This is a genomic window from Christiangramia aquimixticola, assembly GCF_048285835.1.
In the GTDB taxonomy this organism is placed as follows: Bacteria; Bacteroidota; Bacteroidia; order Flavobacteriales; family Flavobacteriaceae; genus Christiangramia; species Christiangramia aquimixticola.
In genome coordinates this window covers 169,757-192,703 of sequence record NZ_JBLVTL010000003.1, presented here as the reverse complement: position 1 = coordinate 192,703, position 22,947 = coordinate 169,757, and the positions used below count along the sequence as shown (strand labels likewise).

Genomic DNA, 22,947 nt, shown 5'->3' with positions numbered 1-22,947 from the left:
TTCACTACTGAAAGGCTTTTTTTATTAAGCTTTTAGATCCTTTTCCTCCAGGCGTTCTTTAAACTCGTTAATAATTCCACCCTTTAGAAGAATTTCTATCTGCCGGTCACTCATACTATGTTTAGTTTCGAACTCGGTTTTTGTTCCATTCTCTTTTTTTACAATAATCTTTATATTGTCCCGATTTTGAACATCTTTCCTTAGGTCATTAAGAATAACTATATCTCCCTGTTCTATTTTATCATAATCTGAAATATCAATAAATTCAAGAGGTAAAATCCCAAAATTGACCAGATTTTGCCAGGCAATACGCGCGTAAGAGTTTGCAATTACAGCTACCTGACCTAAATACTTTGGCGCAAGTGCTGCATGCTCCCTGCTTGATCCCTGGGCGTAGTTATCTTTCGCAACAACTATATGACCACCATGGCTGGATTTGGCTTCACAAGCCCTGTCATAAAAACTTTCATCAATAACCGTAAAACTATATTTACTAATCTCAGGCAGATTACTTCTAAACGGTAAGACCTCTGCTCCGGCTTTAAGAATTTCATCGGTAGAAATATTATCACCCATTTTCAGAAGCACCGGAACATTATATTTCTCCTGCATTGGTTCTATATACGGCAGGGATTTAATATTTGGACCTTTTTTGAGTTCGATGTTTGTACCATCTTCCGGCGGTGCAACCAGCATTTCAGTATTGATAATTTCTGTTTCCGGATAGATGAATTTTGGATATTTCATATCGTACAACTTTTCCAGATCCCTTGGATCGGTGATCTTACCGGTTAAGGCTGAAGCTGCTGCAGTTTCGGGACTGCATAAATAAACCTGATCATCCTTGGTTCCGGATCTGTCCGGGAAATTACGAGGCATTGTTCTAAGACTGATGGTATCTGAAGCTGGTGCCTGCCCCATGCCAATACATCCCATACATCCCGACTGATGAAATCTTGCACCCGCCTTGATCAAATTCGCAAAGGCCCTATTATCGATCATATTTTGAATCATCTGCCGTGAAGTGGGATTGATATCGAAGGATACATCGTTATTTACAGATTTACCTTCTACTATTGCTCCCGCGATCCAGAAATCCCTTAATCCCGGATTAGCTGAAGATCCAATTACAACCTGACTAATATCCTTTCCTGCTACTTCAGTTACCGGAACAACATTTCCTGGACTGGTTGGTAATGCGATTAAAGGGATAAGCTCATCCAGAATAATTTCCTCATGATGCTCGTAGGTACAACCTTCATCTGCCAAAAGTTCCTGCCAGTCATCTTCTCTTTGTTGAGCTTTTAAAAACCTTTTGGTCTCCTGGTCACTTGGGAAGACAGTGGTTGTCGCCCCTAATTCTGCTCCCATATTAGCAATAACATGCCTGTCCATGGCACTTAAGCATTTTAGGCCGTCACCATAATACTCAATTACCTTCCCTACTCCACCTTTAACATCATACCTGCGCAGCATTTCCAGAATTACATCTTTGGCACTTACCCAATCCGGTAATTTTCCGGTTAATTTCACACCCATTACCTCGGGCATTTTCACAAAATAAGGTTGACCGGCGATGGCAGCTGCTACATCCAATCCACCAGTTCCAATTGCGAGCATTCCCAGTGATCCTGCGGCGGGGGTGTGACTGTCTGACCCTACCATGGTTTTACCCGGTTTCCCAAATCTTTGCATATGTACCGGGTGACTTACTCCATTTCCTGGCCGGCTATACCACAGCCCAAATCTTTGAGCTGCAGAATGTAAAAACAAATGGTCATCAGCATTTTTAAAATCAGTTTGTAAAAGGTTATGATCCACATACTGCACGGCAACTTCAGTTTGCGCCTTTTTTAAACTCATTGCTTCCAGTTCAAGCTGCACAAGAGTTCCCGTAGCATCCTGTAAAAGTGCCTGATCTATTTTAATCCCAATTTCTTTTCCCGGGATCATCTCACCCTCGAGGAGATGACCTTTAATTAGTTTTTGCGTTACATTTAATTTGGACATGACATTTGTTTTATCCTTTAAATTAGAAACTTTTTAATCAAGGACCGGTTTCTTTAACAGAACCTTAGTCTTACTATAAGCAGTCTTTAAGATTTATAGGAAGAAATAAGTTTATATTAGTTTAAACTAACTCTCGAAATATGAATGCAATAGTAAAACGAGCATTGGTAGGTGGCGTAGTTTCAACCATCGTAATGGGAACCGGAACTTTTATTCTGGGGAAGGTTTCAGGTTATGAAGCTTTGGAATTATTAAAAAAATCTATGGCCGGTATTAATATGTTATGTAATACGGTAATTCTGGGGTCTACTACAATTCTTGCCTTAATGCTTACCCTTTTAGGAATAAGCAGATCATCTGATTCTCAATTAACAGATCGGCATTATAAAGATGTCCTTACCATAGCAAAATCTGATACTATTTTGATTGTTGTGGCTGTAATTACTTTTTTAATGTTAAACCTTCCTATTAGTGAATCCAAGGAAGTGACTACGGTTTGGTACCAAACCATTTATTATGTAAGCCTTGGAATGGCCTCGCTTTTAGGAGGAGGGTTTATAGCAGTGGTAATGATGTTGTATGGAACGGTAACCAATGTGATTCTAATTGTAGGTCTTGGAGTAAAGGAGCATCCTTTAATTTCGGATGAAGCTAAGGACGAACAAAACGAAAAAGAAAATCAAAAAGAAGAGAATAGTCCAGATCAAAATGATAAATAGAAAACGGCCTACGGATTTGCTGAATTCAAGGCAATCATGGTAGGCCGTTTTCAATTTATTTTTAAGGTCTGAAATCTTTCAACTTCTTCCCAAAGTATTTAAGATATCGATCTGATTTCCTTCTTCCAGGTTAAATCCAGGTTTTCCTTTTCTTGGAAATAAAAATGAGAAAGAAGTATCGAAAGCAGCCCAGCTTTCGGCTAAACCATAATCGTTATTAGCATTTTTCTTTTCCGGTCTCGAAAAGGTATTCAGTTCAGAATCATATGGGGAACCTTCAGCATCTTCTCCCGGGAAAAGCATCCCATCATTAATATCAGAATAAACCACTACCGAAGCTCCTTCACTGCCCGGCAGGTCAAAAATATTAATATCGAAACTATCTAAAACCTTATCTCTGGCGGTTATATCTTTTGTCTTGAATGTATCCTTAATATTATTTCTTGGGTGAGCATAAATTGGAGCACCGCCTGCATCTTCAGAAATGGTTTTAAGATCTCCGTAAGCAGATTTCATAACATTATCGCAAGTGATAAGAATACCTTTTATATTATATCCCTCTTCTACCAGCCTTTTAACAGCATCCTTTGTAGATTCCTCAACAACATCAATAAGCAGCATGTCTCTTCTGTTCAAATGTCTAATGGCATACCCCTGGTTAAATACACCATTCTCTTCTTTACCTTTTATGATAAAAGTATCAGGAATCATTTTCAAAAACTTTCCTGTTTCTCCCTGCATAATAAACTCTGCCGACTGGCTATGCACTATCTCCATTTTATCTACTGTCTTCATATTAAGTATTTTTTGTTTGATAGTTGAATATACAAAGCAGTAACGGGAGAATCAACTCAGTTTTTAAATGTTTAACTGCTTTTAGCAGTTAATTAACGGAAATACATAAGCCGCAAATTTCCCATGATGACTAAGGGAAACCGGTACCCGAATTCTGGTTTTTAGATTTATACATTCCGGTAAATTGTGACTGTCCTTATAGTATAAAAGATCTTTTATCTGAGCATTAAAAGCTGTACTCATGAACTTAATCAAATCCTTTTCAACGGCTCCGGTATTAGAAATCTGGTAAGCTGAAGATTTAATTCGGGTATGAATAAATTCTGAAGTTACTTCTGTTTGAGTAGAATATATTGAAGTTCCTATTTCAACTTTCCCTGTATTTGGAAAGCACCTGAATTTTATGGGATTAAGAACGGGTTTGAAATTATAATTTCTCTGGTGCGCCTTATATGCGGTTTCTTTCATAGACCAGATCTTCCACAGTTGAATTTCCGGATCTGTTGATCTAAAAATATGCAGCTTTTCTTCTTCTGAAAATACTTTATTCATAAATCGGATATTATCCGACTTTGGCAATTTTAAAGCAATTTCAAGGTCTATGATATCATTGCCTATCACGATTTTAGCTTTTTCTGAATTATTTCCTTTGCATCCCTAACTGTAAGCATTCCTTCCATGGAATCATTATCGATCTCGATATCAAATTCATCTTCCACATCCAGAACTACATCCACTAAATTGGCGGAGTTGATTTCCAGGTCTTTCAAAAAATCTGTCTCTTCTGAAAAGTTTTCCAGACCTTCCTTTCTTTGGGTATATGGTTGAACAATATTCTTAATTCTCGCTATAATTGAATTTTCCGTCATAATCTATTCACTATATTTTTTTAAAATCATCACAGCATTTACATCTCCAAACCCGAAACTTGCTTTTGCTGCGATATTTATTTTTTGAGCCCGTGTAATTTGAGGAATCCGATTCGAATCGATTAAACCGGTGATTTCTTCGGAAAGGTCCTCACAATTAATATTCCCAAATATAAAGTCATTTTTAAGCTGAAGCACCGTGGCTACAGTCTCTATGGAACCTGCTGCACTTAGGCAATGACCGGTCATGCTTTTTAAAGAATTGATAAAAGGAAAATCTTTTGGACCTGTACCAAGTGCTTCTTTCCAGTTTTTTATTTCAATTGCATCCTTACTTGTAGCGGTAAGGTGACCGTTAATCAGGTCAATTTCAGCAGCATCGATCCCTGAATTTTTAATAGCTCCGGTTATACATCGCTGTACAGCTTCATTATTGGCCGCGGTCATACTGCCGCCGCCTCTTTGACCACCATTATTAATTTCGCCACCAAGAATTTCTGCATATATATCAGCGCCTCTTTCAAGAGCAGATTCTAGTGATTCGATGACCAGGGCTCCTGCTCCACTTCCCGGTACAAATCCGGAGGAGGTAGCACTCATAGGTCTTGAAGCCGTGGTAGGATCATTATTATAGTTAACCGGCAAAATACGCATGGCATCAAATCCTCCCCAAATATAAGGGCCATGATCCCCACAACTTCCTACTAACATTCTGCGGGCTTTACCATTTGCTATTCTTTCAAACCCCATCAGGATAGCTTCGGTCCCGGTAGTACAGGCTGAAGAATTTGTGGTCACCTGATTTCCACAGCCTAAAATTCCGCCCAGATAAGCACTAATACCACTGGCCATGGTTTGGATCACGCTGGTACTTCCCAGCCGCCTTGTTTTGCCTTCATCAATTAAATGGATAGCCTCACGAAATTTATCTACGCCTGAAATTCCTGTTCCGAAAATTATCCCGGAATCCCAATCCGGTTCATCGGAAACGCTCGGTTCCAAACCTGCATCTTTCCAGGCATCAAGTCCCGAAATTACCCCATATACAATACCACTGCTATTGAGCCCTCTTAGTTGAAGTTCTGTAAAATAATTGTTTAGATCTGTTTCTGAAAGATCAGGCTTCCCTCCTATTTGGCATCCAAAATTAAGGTCCTTAAGCTCCTGAAAAAATTGAATTCCGCTTTTGCCATTTTTAATTGCGCTCTCAAAGTTATCCAGCCCCACCCCGTTTGGTGCAGCTATTCCCATCCCGGTAATAACAACTCTTGAACTCATATATTATTATTTATGATCATCCCGGCTATTTCTCCTTTACAAACCATATCTCCTTCTGAATCTTTCATGATCACATCACACTTAAGTTTATTGAATCTGAAGTATCTTTTTACCGATTCAACACTAACTTTTTCTCCGGGATAAACAGGTTTTAAATATTCCACATTAGAGGAAGTCATTACGAATTCGGAATTAATAGTATTTTCAGAGTTTAGATTTAATAAAACAATACCCAGACATACAACCCCAATTTGAGCCATACATTCGGTTAGAATAACTCCGGGTGTTATTGGATTATTTATAAAGTGACCTTCGTAAATGGGATGGGCTACGGGAAAGGTATAATTGCCTTTAATACCTTCAGTTGAAAATTCGCTGATCTCATCCACAAAAAGGAACGGATAAGCGTAGGGTAATTGCGAAATTATGGAGGCTGATTTCAAATAGAGAAATTTACATTAGATGTTCTCCTCCATTTACCGGAATAATGCTGCCTGTAATCCAGCTGGCTTCATCTTTACTAAGCAGGTAGACCACATTTGCCACATCATCTGGAACGGTTAATCTGCGGAAAGGATTGTGTTTTAAAGCATGAACTCTTAAAGTTTCGTTCCCCGGGATCATTTGAAATGATCTGGTAACCGTAATTCCCGCCTGAATACAATTCGCTCTGATCCCATATTTTGCAAATTCCAGTGCCATACTTCTGGTTATAGCTTCCAGTGTTACTTTTGCCGCTGATACTGCGGCATAACTTTTCCATGCTTTTTTATTCCCATCACTGGTAAAAGATAGAACCCGGGCATCCTGCGCAAATAATTTATTGGTATAAATAGCCTGGGTCCAGTCGTATAAACTCAAGGCCATGGCGTTTATAGTCAATTGAAAATCCTGATTTTCTAATACCGGATCTTCTCCAACCATTGGTTTGAGATTTCCTTTTGCAATGCTATGCAACAAGGTTCTTATTTTTCCACGTTCACCAAGAGTATCCTTGATTTCAGCAATTAGATTAGCCCTGTTTTCTTTATTTACAGCATCAGAATTAAAACTTTTAAACTGCACTCCCGATTCTCTTATTTCATCAAAAGCTTCTTCAATGTCGGGCAATTCTGTTCTGCGGTCGCGATGAATAATTAGAATATTCATCCCGTGTTTTGCGAGTTTTTTTGCGCTGGCATAACCTAAGCCACTGCTTCCGCCCAAAATGAGAGCCCAATAGTCTGTATCCTGAAAATCCTTTACCATTCTATAAGAATTCGTTGAGCGGAAAAACCCGGACCAAAACTTAACATCAGTCCTTTATCCCCTTTTTTAATTTCCTTGCTTAAATATCTTTCCAAAACAAATAATACCGTCGCACTGCTCATATTGCCATATAATCTAAGTACCTCACGGGTTTCATCGATATTCTTCCCTAAGTTACCAAAAAGTTCAGTAACTGTCTGAACAATTTTTTTACCACCCGGATGAAATATAAAATGATCTACATCATCAATGGTAGTTCCGTGTTTTTCCAAAAACGGATGGATAATCTGGGGGAAGTGACGAGATATTGTTTCGGGAACCGCCGGATCAAGGATCATTTTTAAACCATTATTGGTAAGATCAAAGCCCATCATTTTAGTAGCATCAAAAAAATGATACATTCCCTCTCCTAAAATTTTGGGTTTATTCAGATCTGCTTCAGAAGATAATAGCACACATGCGGCTCCATCACCAAAAATAGCAGCACTTACCATGTTTGCCATACTATAATCCGCGAGCTGAAAGGTTGCGGTAGGACTTTCAACAGCTACTACAGCCGCCCGTTTCCCGGGGTTCGCTTTCAAAAAGTTATAGGCATAGATCATTCCCGAAATTCCCGCAGCACAACCCATTTCTGTTACCGGTAGTCTGGTGATATCCTGTTTTAGATCAAGCTCATTTATTAAATAGGCATCGAGAGAAGGGATCATTATCCCCGTACAACTAACTGTTATAATATAATCCAGGGAGCCATTTGTCCATCCGGAATTATTCAGCGCTTTTTGAAGCACCTTTGCTCCTAAACGTTTACTTTCTCTTATGTATATATTATTTTTTTCTTCAAAGGAGGTTGCAGTAAAAACCTCTTCCGGTGACATAATGGAATATCTGCGGTCAACCTCCGCTCCCTGGAATATTTTTAAAACCTTTCTTTTAAACCTCTCGTCCTGGCTTTCCATCCACTGTTCAACCAAGGGAAGTATATCCTTAGTTTCTCTGTAATATTCCGGTAATTCTTTTTCAACCCGGGAAATATATACGCTCATCTAATCTCTTTTTTGAATTACCCATAAATATCGGAATGCCCATTTCCAGTTAATTCTGTAGTTTGGAACCTGTATGCTATTCATATACTTTTTAATATCCTCTTTTTTAAATCCTCTAAGGATTGAAATCAGCCCATCTTTAACTGCAATCTGGTTCCGCACAAATACAGCGCAAAAAGCCTGAAAAAGTACGTAAGCTGTTTTGGATCGTTGCAAATCATTAATAACTACCCCAATTTTTGCCTGATCGTAAAAATTTTTCAGCAAACCCGTAATCTGCTCATCTTTAAAATGATGCAAGGTTAGAGTACAGAGGAGAACATCAATTTCCAATTCCTGAAATTCTTTACTGAAGATATTCATTTCCAAGAAACTAAGATTCGCGAAATCTGAAGATAAATTCCTCGCAATTTCAATTGCATAAGGATTCGCATCTATCCCCAATAATTTAAAATCATATCCCTTTTTAGAACCCCAGCTTGCCAATTCCCTCAACATTGCTCCATTGCCACATCCAACATCCACTATTGTTACCGGCAGCTCTTTAGGCAGGTTTAATTGCCGTATTCCGGACCTGGTTATGGAATTACCCCCTAACAACGAGTTAATCCTTTCAAGATCTCGCAGGGTTTGTTCAAGTTCGGGTCCTTTTAACTCAAAATCGTCCATGATCTCACTTTGCCGGGATCTTTTCTTTGTAGAAATTTTAAGCATAGACCTTTTTTCCATGGGTGAAACGGATAAGATTTTTAAGCACACCCGGAGATAATTGTAAAAGTTTCTGCGAAACAGTTGCCAGGCCTGGGTTCATTAAAATTCTCTGAATCATGCTTCCTGTCCACATCCTGGAATTAAAATTCTTATTCCAAACAGATATATATTCATTTTCGATCAATTCCCGGTTTTCCTTTGATATTGAAAACTTAAGCAAACTTTCAGCCGCCATTTTTGCACTATGAATAGCCATCGCCATCCCGTTTCCGCTTAATGGGTGTATTAGACCCGCCGAATCTCCCAACATTAAAATATGATTTTTTACCAAAGATCGTTTTCCAAATGAAATTTGAGCGATGCTAATATCTCTTTCAAATACCTGCCTGGAGTTGGAAAAAAACCTTTTTAAATGCGGATTTTGCATAAGTACTTTTTCCTTAAACTCTGTTGTATCCCTGTAACGCTTAAAACTATTATAAGTGGTAAGGTAACAGACATTGATGGTATTAAGATCTGTTCGGGATAAGCCACAGTAGCCACCTTCAAAATTATGCAGACTTACCATATCATTATGAAAATCAGCATTTAAGTAATGATTCTTAACGCCGAGCCACCCGGAATTTTTCTGAATAAATTCCCTATTTAAATATTTATCCAGATTTGAACGTTTTCCATATGCTCCTAAAACATAATCACTTTGATAATTACCTTTACTGGTGGAAATTAGAAATCTATTCGTGGAAAATTTAATAGTTGTTACTGTTTCCATTTTCACTTCACAACCCAGTTCCAGGGCACGTTTATATAATAACTCATCTAAAGTGTACCTGCTTACTCCCACACCACCCATCTCCAGTGGGCATTCTATTTTTTCGCCAGAATGTGTAGAATAGCTCAACTTTTCGATTTTAGGACTGCTTGAAGGAAGTTCAACTCCCAGAAAATCTAAATACGGTAAAATTTCATTGGAAAGATATTCGCCACAGACCTTATGATTTGGGTAAGAGTTTTTTTCGAATAATATAACCTGTACTCCAGCTTTGCACAGATGTATTGCCGCAACTAGTCCGGCAAGACCTCCACCAACGATTGCTATATTTTGCTTGTTCACCGTTTCAAGTTACAAAAGATCAAAAAAAATCCCGGAATTTAATTCCGGGATTCTGATATTAGAGATTCAATATTAGTTATTGCCTTCCTGTTTCTCAGCCTGTTGTTTGGCCTGTTCTTTTAATTCCTCATTAGCAACAATTGCCAGCTCCACTCTTCTATTCTTCGCTCTCCCATCGGCAGTAGTATTATCATATTTAGGTTGAGCTTCTCCGTACCATTTGGTGGTAAATCTACCTTTTTCAATACCTGAATCAACAAGATAACCGGTTACAGCCTGAGCTCTGTTCTTTGAAAGAGTAAGGTTATAGCTATCACTTCCGGTATTATCTGTATGACCTTCAACAAGGATATTTGTTTGTGGATATTCACGGAAGATATCTGCAAGCTTCTTTAAAGTTGCCTGAGATTTATCATTGATATTGTATTTATCAGTTGCAAAATAAACTCCACTTGTTTCATCAAAAGTCACGTTGATACCTTCACCTACGCGTTCTACTTCAGCTCCAGGAATTTCTTCTTCAATTCTTTGAGCCTGTTTATCCATACGATTACCAATGATAGCCCCGGCGGTTCCACCTACAACTCCACCAATAATAGAGCCCAATGCAGTATTTCCATCTCCGGTGTTATTACCAATTACACCGCCAATTACAGCTCCTCCGGTAGCACCAATAACTGCTCCTTTTTGTTTATTGTTAGCATTTTTTGTAGCCTCACATCCAATTAAAAGTGTAGATGCAAATAAGATTACAAACATTTTATTTAAAGTAGTCTTCATAATTTTTTTCTATTTAATTTAATTTCACAAAATTCATTCTAATTGTAAATGGCGAACCATCCAGGCTTACCGTTTGCTCCCAAACCATATTGCTTTCGCTCAGGCTTTTTAAATTTAATCTGAAGCCCTGGTTACCCGTAGTAGATTTATAATTATTGTTCGTTGGTTTTAGAAGAAAATCATATACTCCGGCAGAATTATTTTCTTCGTCTATAGACCAGATAAAATAATTAGTATCTCCATCGCAACCAGATCCGGTTACAGAATAAGTCCCTCTATTATTATTTGAAACAAAATCCCAGGAACTATTTCTAAAACAGGAAGCTGATGCTTCATTAAATAAGGTAACATTAAAATCACCGGGATTATTAGGATAAGTTACGCCGGTTAAAATCCAATTTCCGTCGAAAGTTTTTCTGGCTTCTTTAGCTACTTTACTGGTTCCGCAAGATGCCAAAAAGGTAGCTGTCACAATTAAAATTAATATCTTTTTCATAGTTGAGTTTGATTAAAACTAAAAATCCAATGTGTACTACAATCTTTAGTCCACATTGGATAGTATTGATTATTTATTATTTATCTTCTGAATAATCTGCTAAGTAAGGCAATCACCAATAGTACAAGGAAAATGTAAAAAATGATCTTCGCAATATCAGCTGCACCTTCTGCAATCCCTCCAAAACCAAAGATCGCCGCAACAAGCGCAATAATTAGAAAAATAACGATTAAACGTACCATAATTAATAGTTTTAATTGATTAGTTAAATCTAAATTACAGTAGGAAAAACCCCTCCACAAAAGATTATTAATAATTTAACAGTGAGTCTGTTAAAGAATCTTAATGTGAAGAAAAAACATTTTTCTTATTAATATTCGATCAATTCCTGAAGCTTCGATTTAAATCTATCCTTTGGCAGGTATTGCTTTTCAAGGGCCGCCGCAAAAGGGATAGGTGTTTCTAAACTACCTGTTCTATAAACAGGCGCATCAAGATCTTCAAAACAATTTTCTGAAATTAATGCAGCAATTTCAGAAGCGAAACTACCGGTCAAAGAATCTTCTGTAAGTACTATGGCCTTTCCGGTCTTTTTAACCGATCTATAGATACTTTTGGTATCAAGAGGTTGCAAACACCTTAGGTCGATCAGGTCAGCTCCGTTATAATTTAACTCTTCCAATATTTCCAATGCCCAGTGAACACCTGCACCGTATGTTATAATACTTACATCATTACCTTCTCTTAGCACTGCTGCTTCCCCCAAAGGCAAAGTATAGTAATCTACCGGTACTTCCTGTCTTATGCTTCGGTATAAAGCTTTATGTTCAAAAAATAAGACCGGGTTAGGATCATTAAAAGCAGTATTGAGCAAGCCCTTTGCATCATAGGGAAATGCCGGGTAAATAACTTTTAGACCAGGAGTCTTGGTAAACCAGGCTTCATTGGTCTGGCTATGGAAAGGACCCGCACCTACTCCACCACCACAGGGCATACGAACAACCACATCTGCATTCTGTCCCCATCTGTATTGAACCTTGGCCAGATAGTTTACAATAGGATTAAAACCAGAGCTGACAAAATCACTAAATTGCATCTCAACCATAGCTTTCATCTTATTTATAGATAAACCCATAGCGGTAGCAACAATTGCAGATTCACAAATTGGCGTATTACGAATTCTGTCCTTTCCGAATTCATCTACGAATCCTTCGGTAATTTTAAACACCCCACCATAATCTGCAATATCCTGACCCATTAGAATTAAGTTCTCATGTTTGGCCATAGATTCTTTTAAAGCCTGAGATACTGCGTCAATTAAACGAATATTTTCTGTATTATTGGAATGCTTAACCTCCTTATATTCAAACTCTTTATAAACATCACCTAACTCAACACTTAAATCTTCTTCGATGGCCATCTCAGAATTTGCGAGTTGCAAATTATCATTGATCTCTTTCTTATAATCATCCTTTAATTTCTTTTTAAATTCCTTAGTAAGGATATTTTTCGAAAGAAGGTAGTTTTCAAAATTCACTAAAGGATCCTTCTGTTCCCACTCCTGCATTAACTCATCTGGAACATATTTGGTGCCGCTGGCTTCCTCATGACCTCTCATTCTAAAGGTTTTAAACTCCAAAAGGACTGGGCGCGGATTTTCTCTCATACTATTAGTAATTTCAGAAACCTTCTCATAGACCTCCAAAATATTATTTCCATCAATTATATAAGATTCCATCCCGTAGCCGGCTCCTCTGTCGGCAAGATCTTTACATCTGTATTGTTCTGCAGTTGGGGTTGAAAGACCATAACCGTTGTTTTCTATACAAAAGAGTACCGGCAAATCCCAAACCGAAGCTACATTAAGTGCCTCATGAAAATCACCTTCGCTGGTCCCGCCTTCTCCGGTAAAAACAGCAGTGATCAATTTCTCTTCTCTTAATTTATGGGCCAGGGCAATCCCATCTGCCACTCCTAATTGCGGGCCAAGATGAGAGATCATTCCCACGATCTTGTAATCCTGAGTACCAAAATGAAAGCTACGGTCTCTTCCTTTTGTGAAACCTGAGGCTTTGCCTTGCCACTGTGCAAAAAGTCGGTTCAAGGGAATATTTCTGGAAGTGAAAACACCCAGGTTGCGGTGCATAGGAAGAATATATTCATCGCTATTAAGAGCCCTGGTTACTCCAACAGATATTGCTTCCTGACCTATACCGCTAAACCACTTGGAAATTCTCCCTTGTCTAAGGAGAATCAGCATTTTTTCTTCGATCATTCTGGGTTTTAGCATACTGCTGTAGAGGTCCAGCAATACTTCATCTTCTAACTTTGTAGGCTTATAATCTATTAATAAGGCAATTCGGGTCTTATCTGAAATCATATGATTGTTTTATGTCATAAATGTAATTAAATTTCAATACGTCAAGAAAAATATAAACTCTTAGGAAATCCCTTTAATTTATTAACTTTGTCAGTTACCTAAACATATAATACTGCTTAAAATGGCAATGAATAATATTCCAAGTGTAGATCTTGCCGATTTCCTTTCGGAAGATCCAAAAAGAAAAGAAAAATTTGTAAACGAGATTGGGAAAGCCTACGAAGAAATAGGTTTTGTAGCATTGAAGAATCATTTTCTAGATGAAGATCTGGTAGAGAAACTTTATAAAGATGTAAAATCGTTTTTTGACCTTCCGCTAGAGACCAAGAAAAAATATGAGCTTGAAGGCCTTGCTGGTCAAAGAGGATATATTTCTTTTGGAAAAGAGCATGCAAAAGGTAAAAAAGAAGGAGATCTTAAAGAATTCTGGCATTTTGGACAGGAACCTTCAGAAGACGCAAATCTAATTGAGGAGTATCCGGCAAACGTGCAGGTGGAAGAACTTGAAGATTTTAATAAAACCGGAATGGAAGCATACAGAATGCTTGAAAAAACCGGAATTTATGTGCTTAGAGCCCTTGCTATCTATATAGGATTAGAAGAACACTATTTTGATCACTGGGCCAGTAATGGAAACAGTATTCTAAGACCAATTCATTATCCACCAATTCAGGAAGAGCCTAAAGGAGCTGTAAGAGCTGGTGCACACGGTGACATCAACCTAATTACCTTATTAATGGGTGCTTCTACCGGTGGCCTTCAGGTACTTCGTAAAGACGGAGAATGGATCGATGCTATCCCACAGGAAGATGAATTAGTGATTAATGTTGGGGACATGTTAGAAAGACATACCAATAATAAACTCCGTTCTACAATTCACAGAGTAACCAATCCTCCTAAAGAAGAGTGGGGAAAACCAAGATATTCCATTCCATTTTTCATGCACCCTCGAAGTGATATGAGATTAGATTGCCTTGAAGAGTGTATAGACGAAGATCACCCGAAACAATATGAAGATATCACTGCGGGAGAATTTTTACATCAGCGTCTGGTTGAAATAGGCCTGGCAAAGAAATAGGATATGGCTAAAAAGAAATTGGGCTTAGAAGATCTGGGAGGTTTCGTATTTTCTACCAATGACGATTTTGACGAATCTGCTTATTCCAATGATGAAAATCAGGAGGAACTATCTCCAAAGGATCAATCTCTTGAAGCGCACTTTAGCAATAAAGGGCGTGGTGGGAAAACAGTAACTATAATCAAAGGTTTTCGTGGACCCGACGATGAACTTATTCGGCTTGGTAAAATGCTGAAAAAGAAATGCGGAGTTGGAGGATCAACCAAAGATGGAGAAATCATTATCCAGGGAGACGATAGGGAGAAGATTATGAGCATCCTTAAAAAGGAAGGTTATAACGTCAAACGTGTTGGAGGTTAGCTCAATTTTTAATTAACCTATGGGTACAAAAACCTTACACATTATAAATGGCGATGGACTTGCGAAAAAGGTGCAGGAACTTCAGCTACCCGGCGACCAGATAATTTGGCGGGAATTATTATGTGAAGGACCTACGACAAAAGAGATCAATGCTGAATTTTTCAAACTACGAAAAAAGTTTTTAAAAAAGGCCTATAATATTGGCGCTGAACATTATGAAGAACTTTTCATAAGCGAGGTAAAAAAATTAAGGTCTTTAAAAGAATATAATAAGATTGTTCTTTGGTTCGAATTTGACCTCTTTTGTCATATTAATATGCTTTCAGCGATAAATATGCTGGTAAGCAATAAGCTTGATGCGCCTGTTTATCTTGTTTGCAGTAAAAAGCTTGAAGGTGAAAAGAAAACCAGGCCACTCGGCCAGTTGAGTGTTTCAGAGCTTAAAAACCATTTTAATTACAGCATTCAGTTAAATACAGACGATATTGAAGCTGCAATCTTAATATGGGAATTGTATTGTAGTGATGATCCTTTGAAATTGAAGGCACAGATCAAAACACAAACAAATTTCGAATCCCTCTCAAGTTGTTTACGGGCGCACATTGAAAGATTTCCAAATAGCATTACCGGAATTAATTCCCTGGAGCGGAATATTTTAAAACTTATTGATACCCATGAAATCTCAAGCCGGAACCAGCTTTTAGGTTACGCTTTAGAGTATCAGGGCTATTACGGCTATAGTGATTCCCAAATGCAAAGTCTAATTAAAAAACTCTCCCTATTGTTCGAAGAGACGAAGAATAAAATTCTTCTTACTGAAGCTGGGAAACAAGCACTTAATGCCGAAAAAAACTTCTACAGAGAACTTCAAAATAACGAATTCTATGGTGGTACCAGAATTTTCGATTTTTTATACATATCTGAAACCCACCACTTACTAAAATTATAATATGAGTTTAAAAGCTTCTGAACTTATCCTTAATGAGGATGGGTCTATTTATCATCTTGGTCTATTACCAGAAGAAATTTCCAGTACAGTTATCACAGTGGGTGATCCGGCACGTGTATCCAGGATTAGTCAGCATTTTGACAATATCGAAGTAACCAGGACAAAAAGAGAATTCTGTACCCATACCGGGACCTTAAATGGTAAAAGAATTACCGTTATGTCTACGGGAATGGGAACAGACAATATTGACATTGCTTTAACTGAACTTGACGCTTTAGCAAATATCAATCTTGAAAAGAAAGAACTTAATCCAGACTCAAAGAGCCTTGATATAATAAGAATTGGTACCACAGGATCCATAAGAAAAGAGATACCTCTGGATAGCTATATTGTAAGTGAACTGGCCATGGGGTTTGATGGATTGATGCATTACTATAACAGCGAAGCCTTTTTAGAGAACGATTTTTCTGAAGCATTTGTAGAACAAACCGGATGGAGTTCTAAAAAAGCTTTACCATACGTGGTTTCCGGAGGCAAGGATCTTTTGACAAAGATGTCATCAGAAAAGACCATCCCGGGATTTACAGCTACTAATGTTGGATTTTACGGCCCTCAGGGAAGAGTTTTAAGAAATAGTATTCCAGTTCCTGAAATGAATAACAAGATAGCTGCCTTCAGTTTTAGAGATAAGCAGATCACTAACTTAGAAATGGAAACTTCCGGAATCTATGGAATGGCTAAATTAATGGGACATAATGCTGTATCCATGAATGCCGTACTGGCAAACAGGGCTACAGGTGAATTTTCAAGTGATCCTAAAAAACTGGTTGACGATTTAATTACCTATTGTCTTGAAAAGATCACCACTTAAGAGGTCTTATTTAACAATATATTAAAATCAAAGCAGGGTTGGCTTTGTATTTTTGGTAAAACAATTTTACAATACATGCCGCAACCTAATGAGGACCGTTTTAGACATCGGGATCTAAACTGGTTAAGTTTTAATGAAAGGGTTCTACAGGAGGCCACGGATAAAATAAATCCATTATTTGAGAGGATGAAGTTCCTGGCTATCTTCTCTTCTAATCTGGATGAATATTTTAGGGTACGGGTTTCCCAACTACGCCAAATGAAAAGGGTTAAAAAAAGCATTCGTAAAAAGCTTGCTTTAAGGCCCTCAAAAATCACCAAACAAATTATAGAAGAAGTCAAGCAACAGCAAGACCGTTTTGGCCATATCTATAAAGACGAAATTCTTCCGGAGCTCGAAGAGAACGGAATCAGGATCCTCGATGCAAATAATTATAGCGAAAGCCATATTAAATTTGCTCGCACCTATTTTAAAGAAAAGGTAAAAAAACACCTTAAACCAATCCTGCTTGATCTTGAAAAAGGGAATGAACTTTTTCTTGAAAATTCTATTCTATACTTTCTAGTAACCTTTAAGGAGGAAAACAAACTCGCTGTGATCAATATTCCCGTGGAAGATTGCGGCAGGTTTATCAAGATGGATGATAAGGAGGAAATTTATAATATCACCTATCTCGATGAAATCGTTCGATGTGAATTACATAATATGTTCCCATCAAGTGAGATCTCAGGAATTTATGAGATAAAACTTTCCAGAGATGCTGAACTTTATATAGACGACATTTATGAAGGTGTCCTGGCTGAAAAGATCTACGATTCTTTAAAACAGCGTACAGATGGACAACCTACACGTTTGTTATACGATGCATCAATGCCTAAGGAAGTTCAGAAAAAGATCCGTAAGCTCCTTAATTTGGGTAAAATTGATATGATGCCCGGCGGGCAATATCATAATTTCAAAGATTTCTTCTCCTTTCCAGACCCAACTTCAAATCCGGACTTACATTATAAGGACTTAAAACCCTTATCACACAAAACACTGGAAAAATGTGATGACTATTTTTCAGCGATTGCAGAAAAGGATCAATCCCTTCATTTCCCATACATGTCTTTTTCCTATGTGGAAAAGTTTGTGGAACAGGCGGCTACAGACCCACAGGTAACAGATATAAGCATTTCTCTTTACAGAGTAGCCGATGAATCTCAGCTTACCACCTCTTTATTAAAAGCGCTGGATAATGGAAAAAAGGTTACCGTTTTTGTAGAGGCGAAAGCAAGGTTTGATGAAGAAAACAACATAAGCTGGGGAAGAAAATTTGAAGAAAAGGGTGCAAATGTTATTTACAGCTATCCCAAGGTAAAAGTCCATTCCAAAATAATGCTTATTTGCCGGGAAGAAGGCGATGAAAAGATGCGTTATGCCTATATAGGTACAGGGAACTTTAATGCCGAAACCTCTAAAATATATTGCGACCATGCCATTTTTACGGCCAATAAGTATCTAACCAAAGAACTTGAAAGACTATTTAAGGTGCTGGAAGGTGAATTAATTGTACCCAGAGAGAAAAATCTGCTTATCTCCCCCTTCTCTACCCGTCAGGAATTCATTAAGCTTATTTATACCGAAATCGAAAATGCACGGGAAGGTAAAAAAGCGAAGATCACCGCTAAAATGAATAGCCTGGAAGATGAAGACATGATCGAGTTACTATATAAAGCCAGTAATGCGGGTGTTGAGATACGATTACTTATTAGAGGATTCACCTGTTTAATTCCGGGGATAAAAGGGATGAGTGAGAACATTTATATCACCAGTGTGGTAGACAGGTTTCTTGAACATGGCAGGATCTATTTATTCGAAAATGGCGGAGATGAAAAGATGTTCTATGGTAGCGCCGACTGGATGAACCGAAATCTTGACCGAAGAATTGAGGTAATATCACCGGTTCTTGATAAAGACATAAAACAGGAATTCAAAGATATTCTCGAGCTTCAGCTAAAAGATAATGTAAAGGCAAGGATACAGGATGCTGAAGAATCAAATACCTATGTAAAAAGGAAAACAGGAGAGAAAGAAATCAGATCTCAATATGCGATCTATGAATATCTCCAAAAAAAACATGAGTGATGAAAACTTTAAAAATTGGCGGAGTACCCGAACATTTTAATTTGCCCTGGCATAAATGCATCGAAGAAGGAAAATTTGAAGAAAAAAATATAAAAGTAGTTTGGCAGGAAATACCTGAAGGTACCGGCGCGATGTGTAAGGCATTAAGAAACGAAGAACTGGACGCGGCCGTAATTTTAACTGAAGGGATCACCCGGGATATTATCAACGGGAATCCATCTGTGATCATTCAAAAATACATAGCCAGCCCACTTATTTGGGGAATTCATGTAAATGCAAGTTCACCTTATAAAAACCTGAAGGATCTTAAAGGCACCACTGCAGCCATTAGCAGAAAAGGAAGTGGTTCCCACCTCATGGCTTATGTAAATGCTCAGCATCTTGATTGGGATACCAGCAAATTAAAATTTGAGATCGTAAATAACCTTGATGGTGCTATAGAAGCTTTGCAAGAGGATAAAGCGCAATATTTTATGTGGGAACATTTTACCACCAAACCACTTGTAGACAATAAAAACTTCAGATTAATTGCAGACTGCCCTACTCCCTGGCCTTGTTTCGTTATTGCTGCATCCTCAAAAGCCATCAAAGAATCTTCAGAAGAGCTGGCAACCATGCTTCAGGTTTTAAACGGCGAAACTCATAATTTTAAACTTCAAAAAAATATTGACGTAGAGTTATCTCAGCGGTATGGCCAGAAACTCGAGGACATTAGAAAATGGCTTGATTTAACCAGATGGAGCCAGGACCAGATCGAAGAAAACGATATTGAAGCGGTAATGGAGCAATTACTGGAACTAAACCTTATTTCAAAAAAGACCAATCCTGAGAAAATTATTTATAATTTGGAGCAGTCTAACAACTAACCAAATTCAAATGAAAAATTATCTTGCTTTTTGTTTGCTATTATTATCAGCAAACTTATGCTTTGCCCAGGAGACTTCGGAAGGCGAAAGTCTTACCCAAAGAGATACCGGAAAAAATGATATAAGTGTAAATGCGTTTAACCTGGTTGCTTTTGGGATAATTGATGTGACTTATGAGCGGGTAATTAACAACAATTCTAGTTGGGCTCTTGAAGCATTTTATCATCCAAGTAAAGATGACTACATAGATGAAGCTTATTACAAAGATTTTTCCTTAACCGGTAAATACAAACACTTTTTTAGTTCCAGTTATGCCAGAGGTTTTTATGTACATAGTTTTGGAATGTTTTCTTCCGGAGAATATGAAAGCGATTATATCATGATCATGGATGGACCAGCTTACTATGAAACCGAAAAATATTCAGATTTTGCTTTAGGATTTGGACTTGGAGGGAAATTTATTTCGCCCGGTGGCTTTATGGTAGATCTAAGTTCTGGAATTGGAAGAAATTTATTCAATTCTCAATCACCAAAGGTGGTAGGTCAATTTATGATTAATCTGGGTTACAGATTCTAATTACCAGTTAATTGGATTATTACCCTTTTCCTTTAAAAACTCATTGGTTTTACTAAAATGCCGATTTCCAAACCAGTAACCTCTGTTCGCACTTAAAGGCGAGGGATGTCCGCTGGTTAAGATCAAATGTTTTGAAGAATCAATGAGTTTGGTTTTCTTTTTGGCGTAACCACCCCATAAAAGAAAAACGACATTTTCTTTTTCTTCTGAAATTATTTTGATCACCTGGTTAGTGAATTTTTCCCAACCTTTATTTTGATGTGATCCGGCCTGATGCGCCCGCACCGTTAGCGTGGCGTTTAATAATAGAACCCCCTGATTCGCCCAGTCTTCCAGGTTTCCGGAATTGGGATAAGCTTTTCCAAGATCTGTTTCCAGTTCCTTATAAATATTTTTTAATGAGGGAGGAATTGCGATCCCATCATGCACTGAAAAACAAAGTCCGTTCGCCTGTCCTTCTCCATGATATGGGTCCTGCCCTAAAATCACCACTTTGGTATCTTCGAAGGTGGAATGATCAAAAGCGGCAAAAATTTCATTTCCAGGAGGAAAACAGGTATATGTCTCATATTCATTTTTCACAAAGGCCGATAGTTCTTTAAAGTAATCCTTTTCGAACTCATTATTAAGGACCTTTTTCCAACTGGAGTGTATTCTTACGTTCATAAGATTTAAGTAACTTTGCAGGACCTCAAAAGTAGGGAAAAATTGATATGATAAAAATTAGTACAAGAAGTCTGGAGGACCTTGAATTTCCTGTTGTATGTGAGCAAATTAGCGAATTATGCATTACAGGACTGGGAAGGGACAAAGCTCTTAATATTGAACCATACACCACTTTTAACAAAACAGTCTTTGGACTGAATCAAACCAATGAGTATATAAAATCCAAAACTCAGGAACTACCTATTCCCAATCACGGTTTTGATTCTATAACGCCTGAGCTTAAATTACTGGGGATCGAGGATTCTGTAGTGGAAATTGGTGGCTTCAGAAAGATTTCTGGCATTACCGAAACGGTAAATACCCATTTAAAATACTTCAGAAAGTATTCTGAAATATATCCGGCCCTTTCAGAAACTGTTTCACATCTGGAATATGACGAAAGTCTTACCAATAAAATCAATGGGATCATTGACCGGTTTGGAGAAATGAAGGATGATGCTTCTCCCCTGCTTCAGGATTTAAGAAGGTCTATTAATTCCATTAAAGGAAAGATAAATTCCAGTTTTAATTCGGCCTTGAGCACTTATAATTCCTATGGCTACCTTGATGAAATTAAGGAAAGTGTTGTAGAAAATGTTCGGGTACTTGCGGTTAAGGCCATGTATCGACGCAAGGTCAAAGGCGGAATTATGGGAAATTCCAAAACCGGAAGTATAGTATATATTCAGCCTGAAGCAACATATCAATTTACCCGGGAACTTAATAATCTGGAATATGAGGAAAAGGAAGAGGTCAAAAGAATTCTAAAGGAATTAACTGAATTTACAAGGCCTTACAAAGAGACTTTAACAGATTATCAGGATTTGCTAAGTGACCTGGATGTAATTTCGGCTAAATCCAAGTATGCTGAAAAGATCAACGGAATTTTACCCAAGATCACCCGGGACAGAGATCTTTATTTAAAGGATGCTTACCATCCTCTTTTACTTTTGAGCAATAATAGAAAAGGAGATAAAACCTATTCACAGAGTATAGAACTATCCTCTACGAACAGGATCATGGTAATTTCCGGGCCTAATGCGGGTGGAAAAAGTATCACCCTAAAAACTGTAGGTTTATTACAGGTGATGCTTCAAAGCGGGATCCTGATCCCGGTTCACGAATACAGCAGGGTTTGTCTTTTCAATAAGATCCTTACCGATATTGGGGATAACCAGTCTATAGAAAATCACTTAAGTACTTATAGCTACCGGCTTAAGAACATGAATTATTTCTTAAGAAAGTGTGATGATAAAACCCTTTTCCTTATTGATGAATTTGGAACAGGTAGTGACCCCGAACTGGGTGGTGCTTTAGCTGAAACATTTCTGGAAGTATTTTATGAGAAAGGATCTTATGGAATCCTCACCACTCATTATGCAAATCTTAAAAAGCTTGCCAACGAGTTACCCGAAATGAGTAACGCGAATATGATGTTTGACAGCCATACGTTGGAACCGGTCTATAAACTTCAGGTTGGGGAAGCCGGGAGTTCTTTTACTTTTGAAGTTGCACAAAAAAATGGAATTCCGTTTAGCCTTATCAATAGATCTAAAAAGAAGGTTGAAAGAGGAAAAATCAGGTTTGATCGAAGTATTGCTAATTTGCAAAAGGAAAGATCTGTCCTTCGCAAAACTACAGATGCACTTAAAACCAAAGAAGAAAAAGCTGCCGCTCAAAAGGAAAAACTGGAAGAAATAAATACGCGTATCCAGCAGAAACTTGAAAGCTACCAGGAATTATATGATGCCAACCAGCGCCTAATCTACCTTGGACAAAAAGTAAATGATCTTAGCGAAAAGTTTTTCAATAATAAGAAAAAGAAAGAGCTAATTGGAGAGTTTATCAAGATCGTGGAGATAGAAAATTCCAAACGAAAGAAGGAAGATAAACAGAAGCAAAAAGCTAAAAAGGCACAGGAGAAAAAAATAAAACAAGAGGTACAGAAAAAGATCGAACCCATCCGGG

Annotated in this window: 24 protein-coding genes; 9 read left to right on the top strand and 15 right to left on the bottom strand. The window is 37.8% G+C overall.

Features of this window, described 5'->3' with window-relative positions; genetic code table 11:
- Nucleotides 1–24: 24 nt before the first annotated feature.
- Complete coding sequence (locus ACNKXV_RS07760; RefSeq protein WP_417907147.1) at nucleotides 25–2,010, bottom strand: aconitate hydratase; 1,986 nt, start codon at nucleotides 2,008–2,010, stop codon at nucleotides 25–27.
- A 140-nt stretch (nucleotides 2,011–2,150) separates the two neighbouring features.
- Between ACNKXV_RS07760 and ACNKXV_RS07755 the strand changes: the two genes are divergently transcribed.
- Entirely contained in the window at nucleotides 2,151–2,729 is a 579-nt protein-coding gene (locus ACNKXV_RS07755) for a hypothetical protein (RefSeq protein WP_417907146.1), read from the top strand.
- Nucleotides 2,730–2,807: 78 nt separating this feature from the next.
- Here the strand turns inward: ACNKXV_RS07755 and ACNKXV_RS07750 are convergent, their stop codons facing one another.
- The 13 genes from ACNKXV_RS07750 to ACNKXV_RS07690 form a co-directional block, all read right to left on the bottom strand.
- Entirely contained in the window at nucleotides 2,808–3,524 is a 717-nt protein-coding gene (locus tag ACNKXV_RS07750; protein WP_417907145.1) for a hypothetical protein, read from the bottom strand.
- Between the two features lie 81 nt (nucleotides 3,525–3,605).
- Complete coding sequence (locus ACNKXV_RS07745) at nucleotides 3,606–4,145, bottom strand: 4'-phosphopantetheinyl transferase superfamily protein (RefSeq protein WP_417907144.1); 540 nt, start codon at nucleotides 4,143–4,145, stop codon at nucleotides 3,606–3,608.
- Complete coding sequence (locus ACNKXV_RS07740) at nucleotides 4,142–4,393, bottom strand: acyl carrier protein (protein ID WP_417907143.1); 252 nt, start codon at nucleotides 4,391–4,393, stop codon at nucleotides 4,142–4,144. The genes ACNKXV_RS07745 and ACNKXV_RS07740 overlap by 4 nt, the downstream gene beginning before the upstream one ends.
- A 3-nt stretch (nucleotides 4,394–4,396) precedes the next feature.
- The gene (locus ACNKXV_RS07735) at nucleotides 4,397–5,671 is read right to left on the bottom strand and encodes a beta-ketoacyl-[acyl-carrier-protein] synthase family protein (protein ID WP_417907142.1); all 1,275 of its coding nucleotides are present in this window, start codon (nucleotides 5,669–5,671) and stop codon (nucleotides 4,397–4,399) included.
- A complete protein-coding gene (locus tag ACNKXV_RS07730) occupies nucleotides 5,668–6,114 on the bottom strand; it encodes a 3-hydroxyacyl-ACP dehydratase FabZ family protein (RefSeq protein ID WP_417907141.1) in 447 nt (148 codons plus the stop codon). Before ACNKXV_RS07730 ends, ACNKXV_RS07735 begins: the two co-directional genes overlap by 4 nt.
- 10 nt (nucleotides 6,115–6,124) lie before the next feature.
- Nucleotides 6,125–6,919 carry an enoyl-ACP reductase FabI gene (locus ACNKXV_RS07725; protein WP_417907140.1) on the bottom strand — a complete coding sequence of 265 codons (795 nt, stop codon included), beginning with the start codon at nucleotides 6,917–6,919 and terminating at the stop codon, nucleotides 6,125–6,127.
- Nucleotides 6,913–7,965, bottom strand: a complete 1,053-nt coding sequence (locus ACNKXV_RS07720; protein ID WP_417907139.1) for a type III polyketide synthase — start codon at nucleotides 7,963–7,965, stop codon at nucleotides 6,913–6,915. Before ACNKXV_RS07720 ends, ACNKXV_RS07725 begins: the two co-directional genes overlap by 7 nt.
- Entirely contained in the window at nucleotides 7,966–8,679 is a 714-nt protein-coding gene (locus tag ACNKXV_RS07715) for a methyltransferase domain-containing protein (protein WP_417907138.1), read from the bottom strand. It abuts the gene before it with no gap.
- The gene (locus ACNKXV_RS07710) at nucleotides 8,672–9,790 is read right to left on the bottom strand and encodes an NAD(P)/FAD-dependent oxidoreductase (RefSeq protein ID WP_417907137.1); all 1,119 of its coding nucleotides are present in this window, start codon (nucleotides 9,788–9,790) and stop codon (nucleotides 8,672–8,674) included. The genes ACNKXV_RS07715 and ACNKXV_RS07710 overlap by 8 nt, the downstream gene beginning before the upstream one ends.
- Nucleotides 9,791–9,862: 72 nt before the next feature.
- Nucleotides 9,863–10,570, bottom strand: coding sequence for a YiaD family glycine zipper/OmpA-like lipoprotein (locus ACNKXV_RS07705; protein ID WP_417907136.1), 708 nt, complete (start codon nucleotides 10,568–10,570; stop codon nucleotides 9,863–9,865).
- A 13-nt stretch (nucleotides 10,571–10,583) separates the two neighbouring features.
- Nucleotides 10,584–11,066: a lipocalin gene (locus ACNKXV_RS07700; protein WP_417907135.1), complete on the bottom strand. Its 483-nt coding sequence runs from the start codon at nucleotides 11,064–11,066 to the stop codon at nucleotides 10,584–10,586.
- An 80-nt stretch (nucleotides 11,067–11,146) separates the two neighbouring features.
- Nucleotides 11,147–11,308 carry a DUF1328 domain-containing protein gene (locus tag ACNKXV_RS07695; RefSeq protein WP_417907134.1) on the bottom strand — a complete coding sequence of 54 codons (162 nt, stop codon included), beginning with the start codon at nucleotides 11,306–11,308 and terminating at the stop codon, nucleotides 11,147–11,149.
- 128 nt (nucleotides 11,309–11,436) lie between these two features.
- Nucleotides 11,437–13,446, bottom strand: coding sequence for an alpha-ketoacid dehydrogenase subunit alpha/beta (locus tag ACNKXV_RS07690; protein ID WP_417907133.1), 2,010 nt, complete (start codon nucleotides 13,444–13,446; stop codon nucleotides 11,437–11,439).
- 127 nt (nucleotides 13,447–13,573) lie between these two features.
- Between ACNKXV_RS07690 and ACNKXV_RS07685 the strand changes: the two genes are divergently transcribed.
- The 7 genes from ACNKXV_RS07685 to ACNKXV_RS07655 all read left to right on the top strand — a co-directional run bounded on the left by ACNKXV_RS07685 (nucleotide 13,574) and on the right by ACNKXV_RS07655 (nucleotide 20,274).
- A complete protein-coding gene (locus tag ACNKXV_RS07685; RefSeq protein ID WP_417907420.1) occupies nucleotides 13,574–14,524 on the top strand; it encodes an isopenicillin N synthase family dioxygenase in 951 nt (316 codons plus the stop codon).
- A 3-nt stretch (nucleotides 14,525–14,527) separates the two neighbouring features.
- Nucleotides 14,528–14,884, top strand: a complete 357-nt coding sequence (locus tag ACNKXV_RS07680) for a translation initiation factor (protein WP_417907132.1) — start codon at nucleotides 14,528–14,530, stop codon at nucleotides 14,882–14,884.
- A 19-nt stretch (nucleotides 14,885–14,903) separates the two neighbouring features.
- Entirely contained in the window at nucleotides 14,904–15,833 is a 930-nt protein-coding gene (locus ACNKXV_RS07675; protein ID WP_417907131.1) for a DUF1835 domain-containing protein, read from the top strand.
- Between the two features lies 1 nt (nucleotide 15,834).
- Nucleotides 15,835–16,704, top strand: coding sequence for a nucleoside phosphorylase (locus tag ACNKXV_RS07670; protein ID WP_417907130.1), 870 nt, complete (start codon nucleotides 15,835–15,837; stop codon nucleotides 16,702–16,704).
- A 75-nt stretch (nucleotides 16,705–16,779) separates the two neighbouring features.
- Nucleotides 16,780–18,831: a polyphosphate kinase 1 gene (ppk1, locus tag ACNKXV_RS07665; protein ID WP_417907129.1), complete on the top strand. Its 2,052-nt coding sequence runs from the start codon at nucleotides 16,780–16,782 to the stop codon at nucleotides 18,829–18,831.
- Entirely contained in the window at nucleotides 18,831–19,697 is an 867-nt protein-coding gene (locus ACNKXV_RS07660; RefSeq protein ID WP_417907128.1) for a substrate-binding domain-containing protein, read from the top strand. The genes ppk1 and ACNKXV_RS07660 overlap by 1 nt, the downstream gene beginning before the upstream one ends.
- 10 nt (nucleotides 19,698–19,707) lie before the next feature.
- The gene (locus ACNKXV_RS07655; RefSeq protein ID WP_417907127.1) at nucleotides 19,708–20,274 is read left to right on the top strand and encodes a hypothetical protein; all 567 of its coding nucleotides are present in this window, start codon (nucleotides 19,708–19,710) and stop codon (nucleotides 20,272–20,274) included.
- On the opposite strand, the gene ACNKXV_RS07650 is transcribed toward ACNKXV_RS07655, so the two are convergent.
- Nucleotides 20,275–20,940 carry a uracil-DNA glycosylase gene (locus ACNKXV_RS07650; protein ID WP_417907126.1) on the bottom strand — a complete coding sequence of 222 codons (666 nt, stop codon included), beginning with the start codon at nucleotides 20,938–20,940 and terminating at the stop codon, nucleotides 20,275–20,277.
- 47 nt (nucleotides 20,941–20,987) lie between these two features.
- On the opposite strand from ACNKXV_RS07650, the gene ACNKXV_RS07645 reads away from it, so the two are divergent.
- On the top strand, nucleotides 20,988–22,947 hold a 1,960-nt coding region (locus ACNKXV_RS07645; RefSeq protein WP_417907125.1), incomplete at its 3' end, for an endonuclease MutS2.

Bases quoted from the DNA above. Each gene is read 5' to 3' on its own strand.
- ACNKXV_RS07690 (WP_417907133.1), bottom strand. From the start codon at position 13,446: ATGATTTCAGATAAGACCCGAATTGCCTTATTAATAGATTATAAGCCT.
- ACNKXV_RS07725 (WP_417907140.1), bottom strand. From the start codon at position 6,919: ATGGTAAAGGATTTTCAGGATACAGACTATTGGGCTCTCATTTTGGGC.
- ppk1 (WP_417907129.1), top strand. From the start codon at position 16,780: ATGCCGCAACCTAATGAGGACCGTTTTAGACATCGGGATCTAAACTGG.
- ACNKXV_RS07700 (WP_417907135.1), bottom strand. From the start codon at position 11,066: ATGAAAAAGATATTAATTTTAATTGTGACAGCTACCTTTTTGGCATCT.
- ACNKXV_RS07685 (WP_417907420.1), top strand. From the start codon at position 13,574: ATGAATAATATTCCAAGTGTAGATCTTGCCGATTTCCTTTCGGAAGAT.
- ACNKXV_RS07750 (WP_417907145.1), bottom strand. From the start codon at position 3,524: ATGAAGACAGTAGATAAAATGGAGATAGTGCATAGCCAGTCGGCAGAG.
- ACNKXV_RS07655 (WP_417907127.1), top strand. From the start codon at position 19,708: ATGAAAAATTATCTTGCTTTTTGTTTGCTATTATTATCAGCAAACTTA.
- ACNKXV_RS07720 (WP_417907139.1), bottom strand. From the start codon at position 7,965: ATGAGCGTATATATTTCCCGGGTTGAAAAAGAATTACCGGAATATTAC.
- ACNKXV_RS07695 (WP_417907134.1), bottom strand. From the start codon at position 11,308: ATGGTACGTTTAATCGTTATTTTTCTAATTATTGCGCTTGTTGCGGCG.
- ACNKXV_RS07680 (WP_417907132.1), top strand. From the start codon at position 14,528: ATGGCTAAAAAGAAATTGGGCTTAGAAGATCTGGGAGGTTTCGTATTT.
- ACNKXV_RS07670 (WP_417907130.1), top strand. From the start codon at position 15,835: ATGAGTTTAAAAGCTTCTGAACTTATCCTTAATGAGGATGGGTCTATT.
- ACNKXV_RS07760 (WP_417907147.1), bottom strand. From the start codon at position 2,010: ATGTCCAAATTAAATGTAACGCAAAAACTAATTAAAGGTCATCTCCTC.
- ACNKXV_RS07705 (WP_417907136.1), bottom strand. From the start codon at position 10,570: ATGAAGACTACTTTAAATAAAATGTTTGTAATCTTATTTGCATCTACA.
- ACNKXV_RS07715 (WP_417907138.1), bottom strand. From the start codon at position 8,679: ATGCTTAAAATTTCTACAAAGAAAAGATCCCGGCAAAGTGAGATCATG.
- ACNKXV_RS07735 (WP_417907142.1), bottom strand. From the start codon at position 5,671: ATGAGTTCAAGAGTTGTTATTACCGGGATGGGAATAGCTGCACCAAAC.
- ACNKXV_RS07675 (WP_417907131.1), top strand. From the start codon at position 14,904: ATGGGTACAAAAACCTTACACATTATAAATGGCGATGGACTTGCGAAA.
- ACNKXV_RS07755 (WP_417907146.1), top strand. From the start codon at position 2,151: ATGAATGCAATAGTAAAACGAGCATTGGTAGGTGGCGTAGTTTCAACC.
- ACNKXV_RS07650 (WP_417907126.1), bottom strand. From the start codon at position 20,940: ATGAACGTAAGAATACACTCCAGTTGGAAAAAGGTCCTTAATAATGAG.
- ACNKXV_RS07660 (WP_417907128.1), top strand. From the start codon at position 18,831: ATGAAAACTTTAAAAATTGGCGGAGTACCCGAACATTTTAATTTGCCC.
- ACNKXV_RS07740 (WP_417907143.1), bottom strand. From the start codon at position 4,393: ATGACGGAAAATTCAATTATAGCGAGAATTAAGAATATTGTTCAACCA.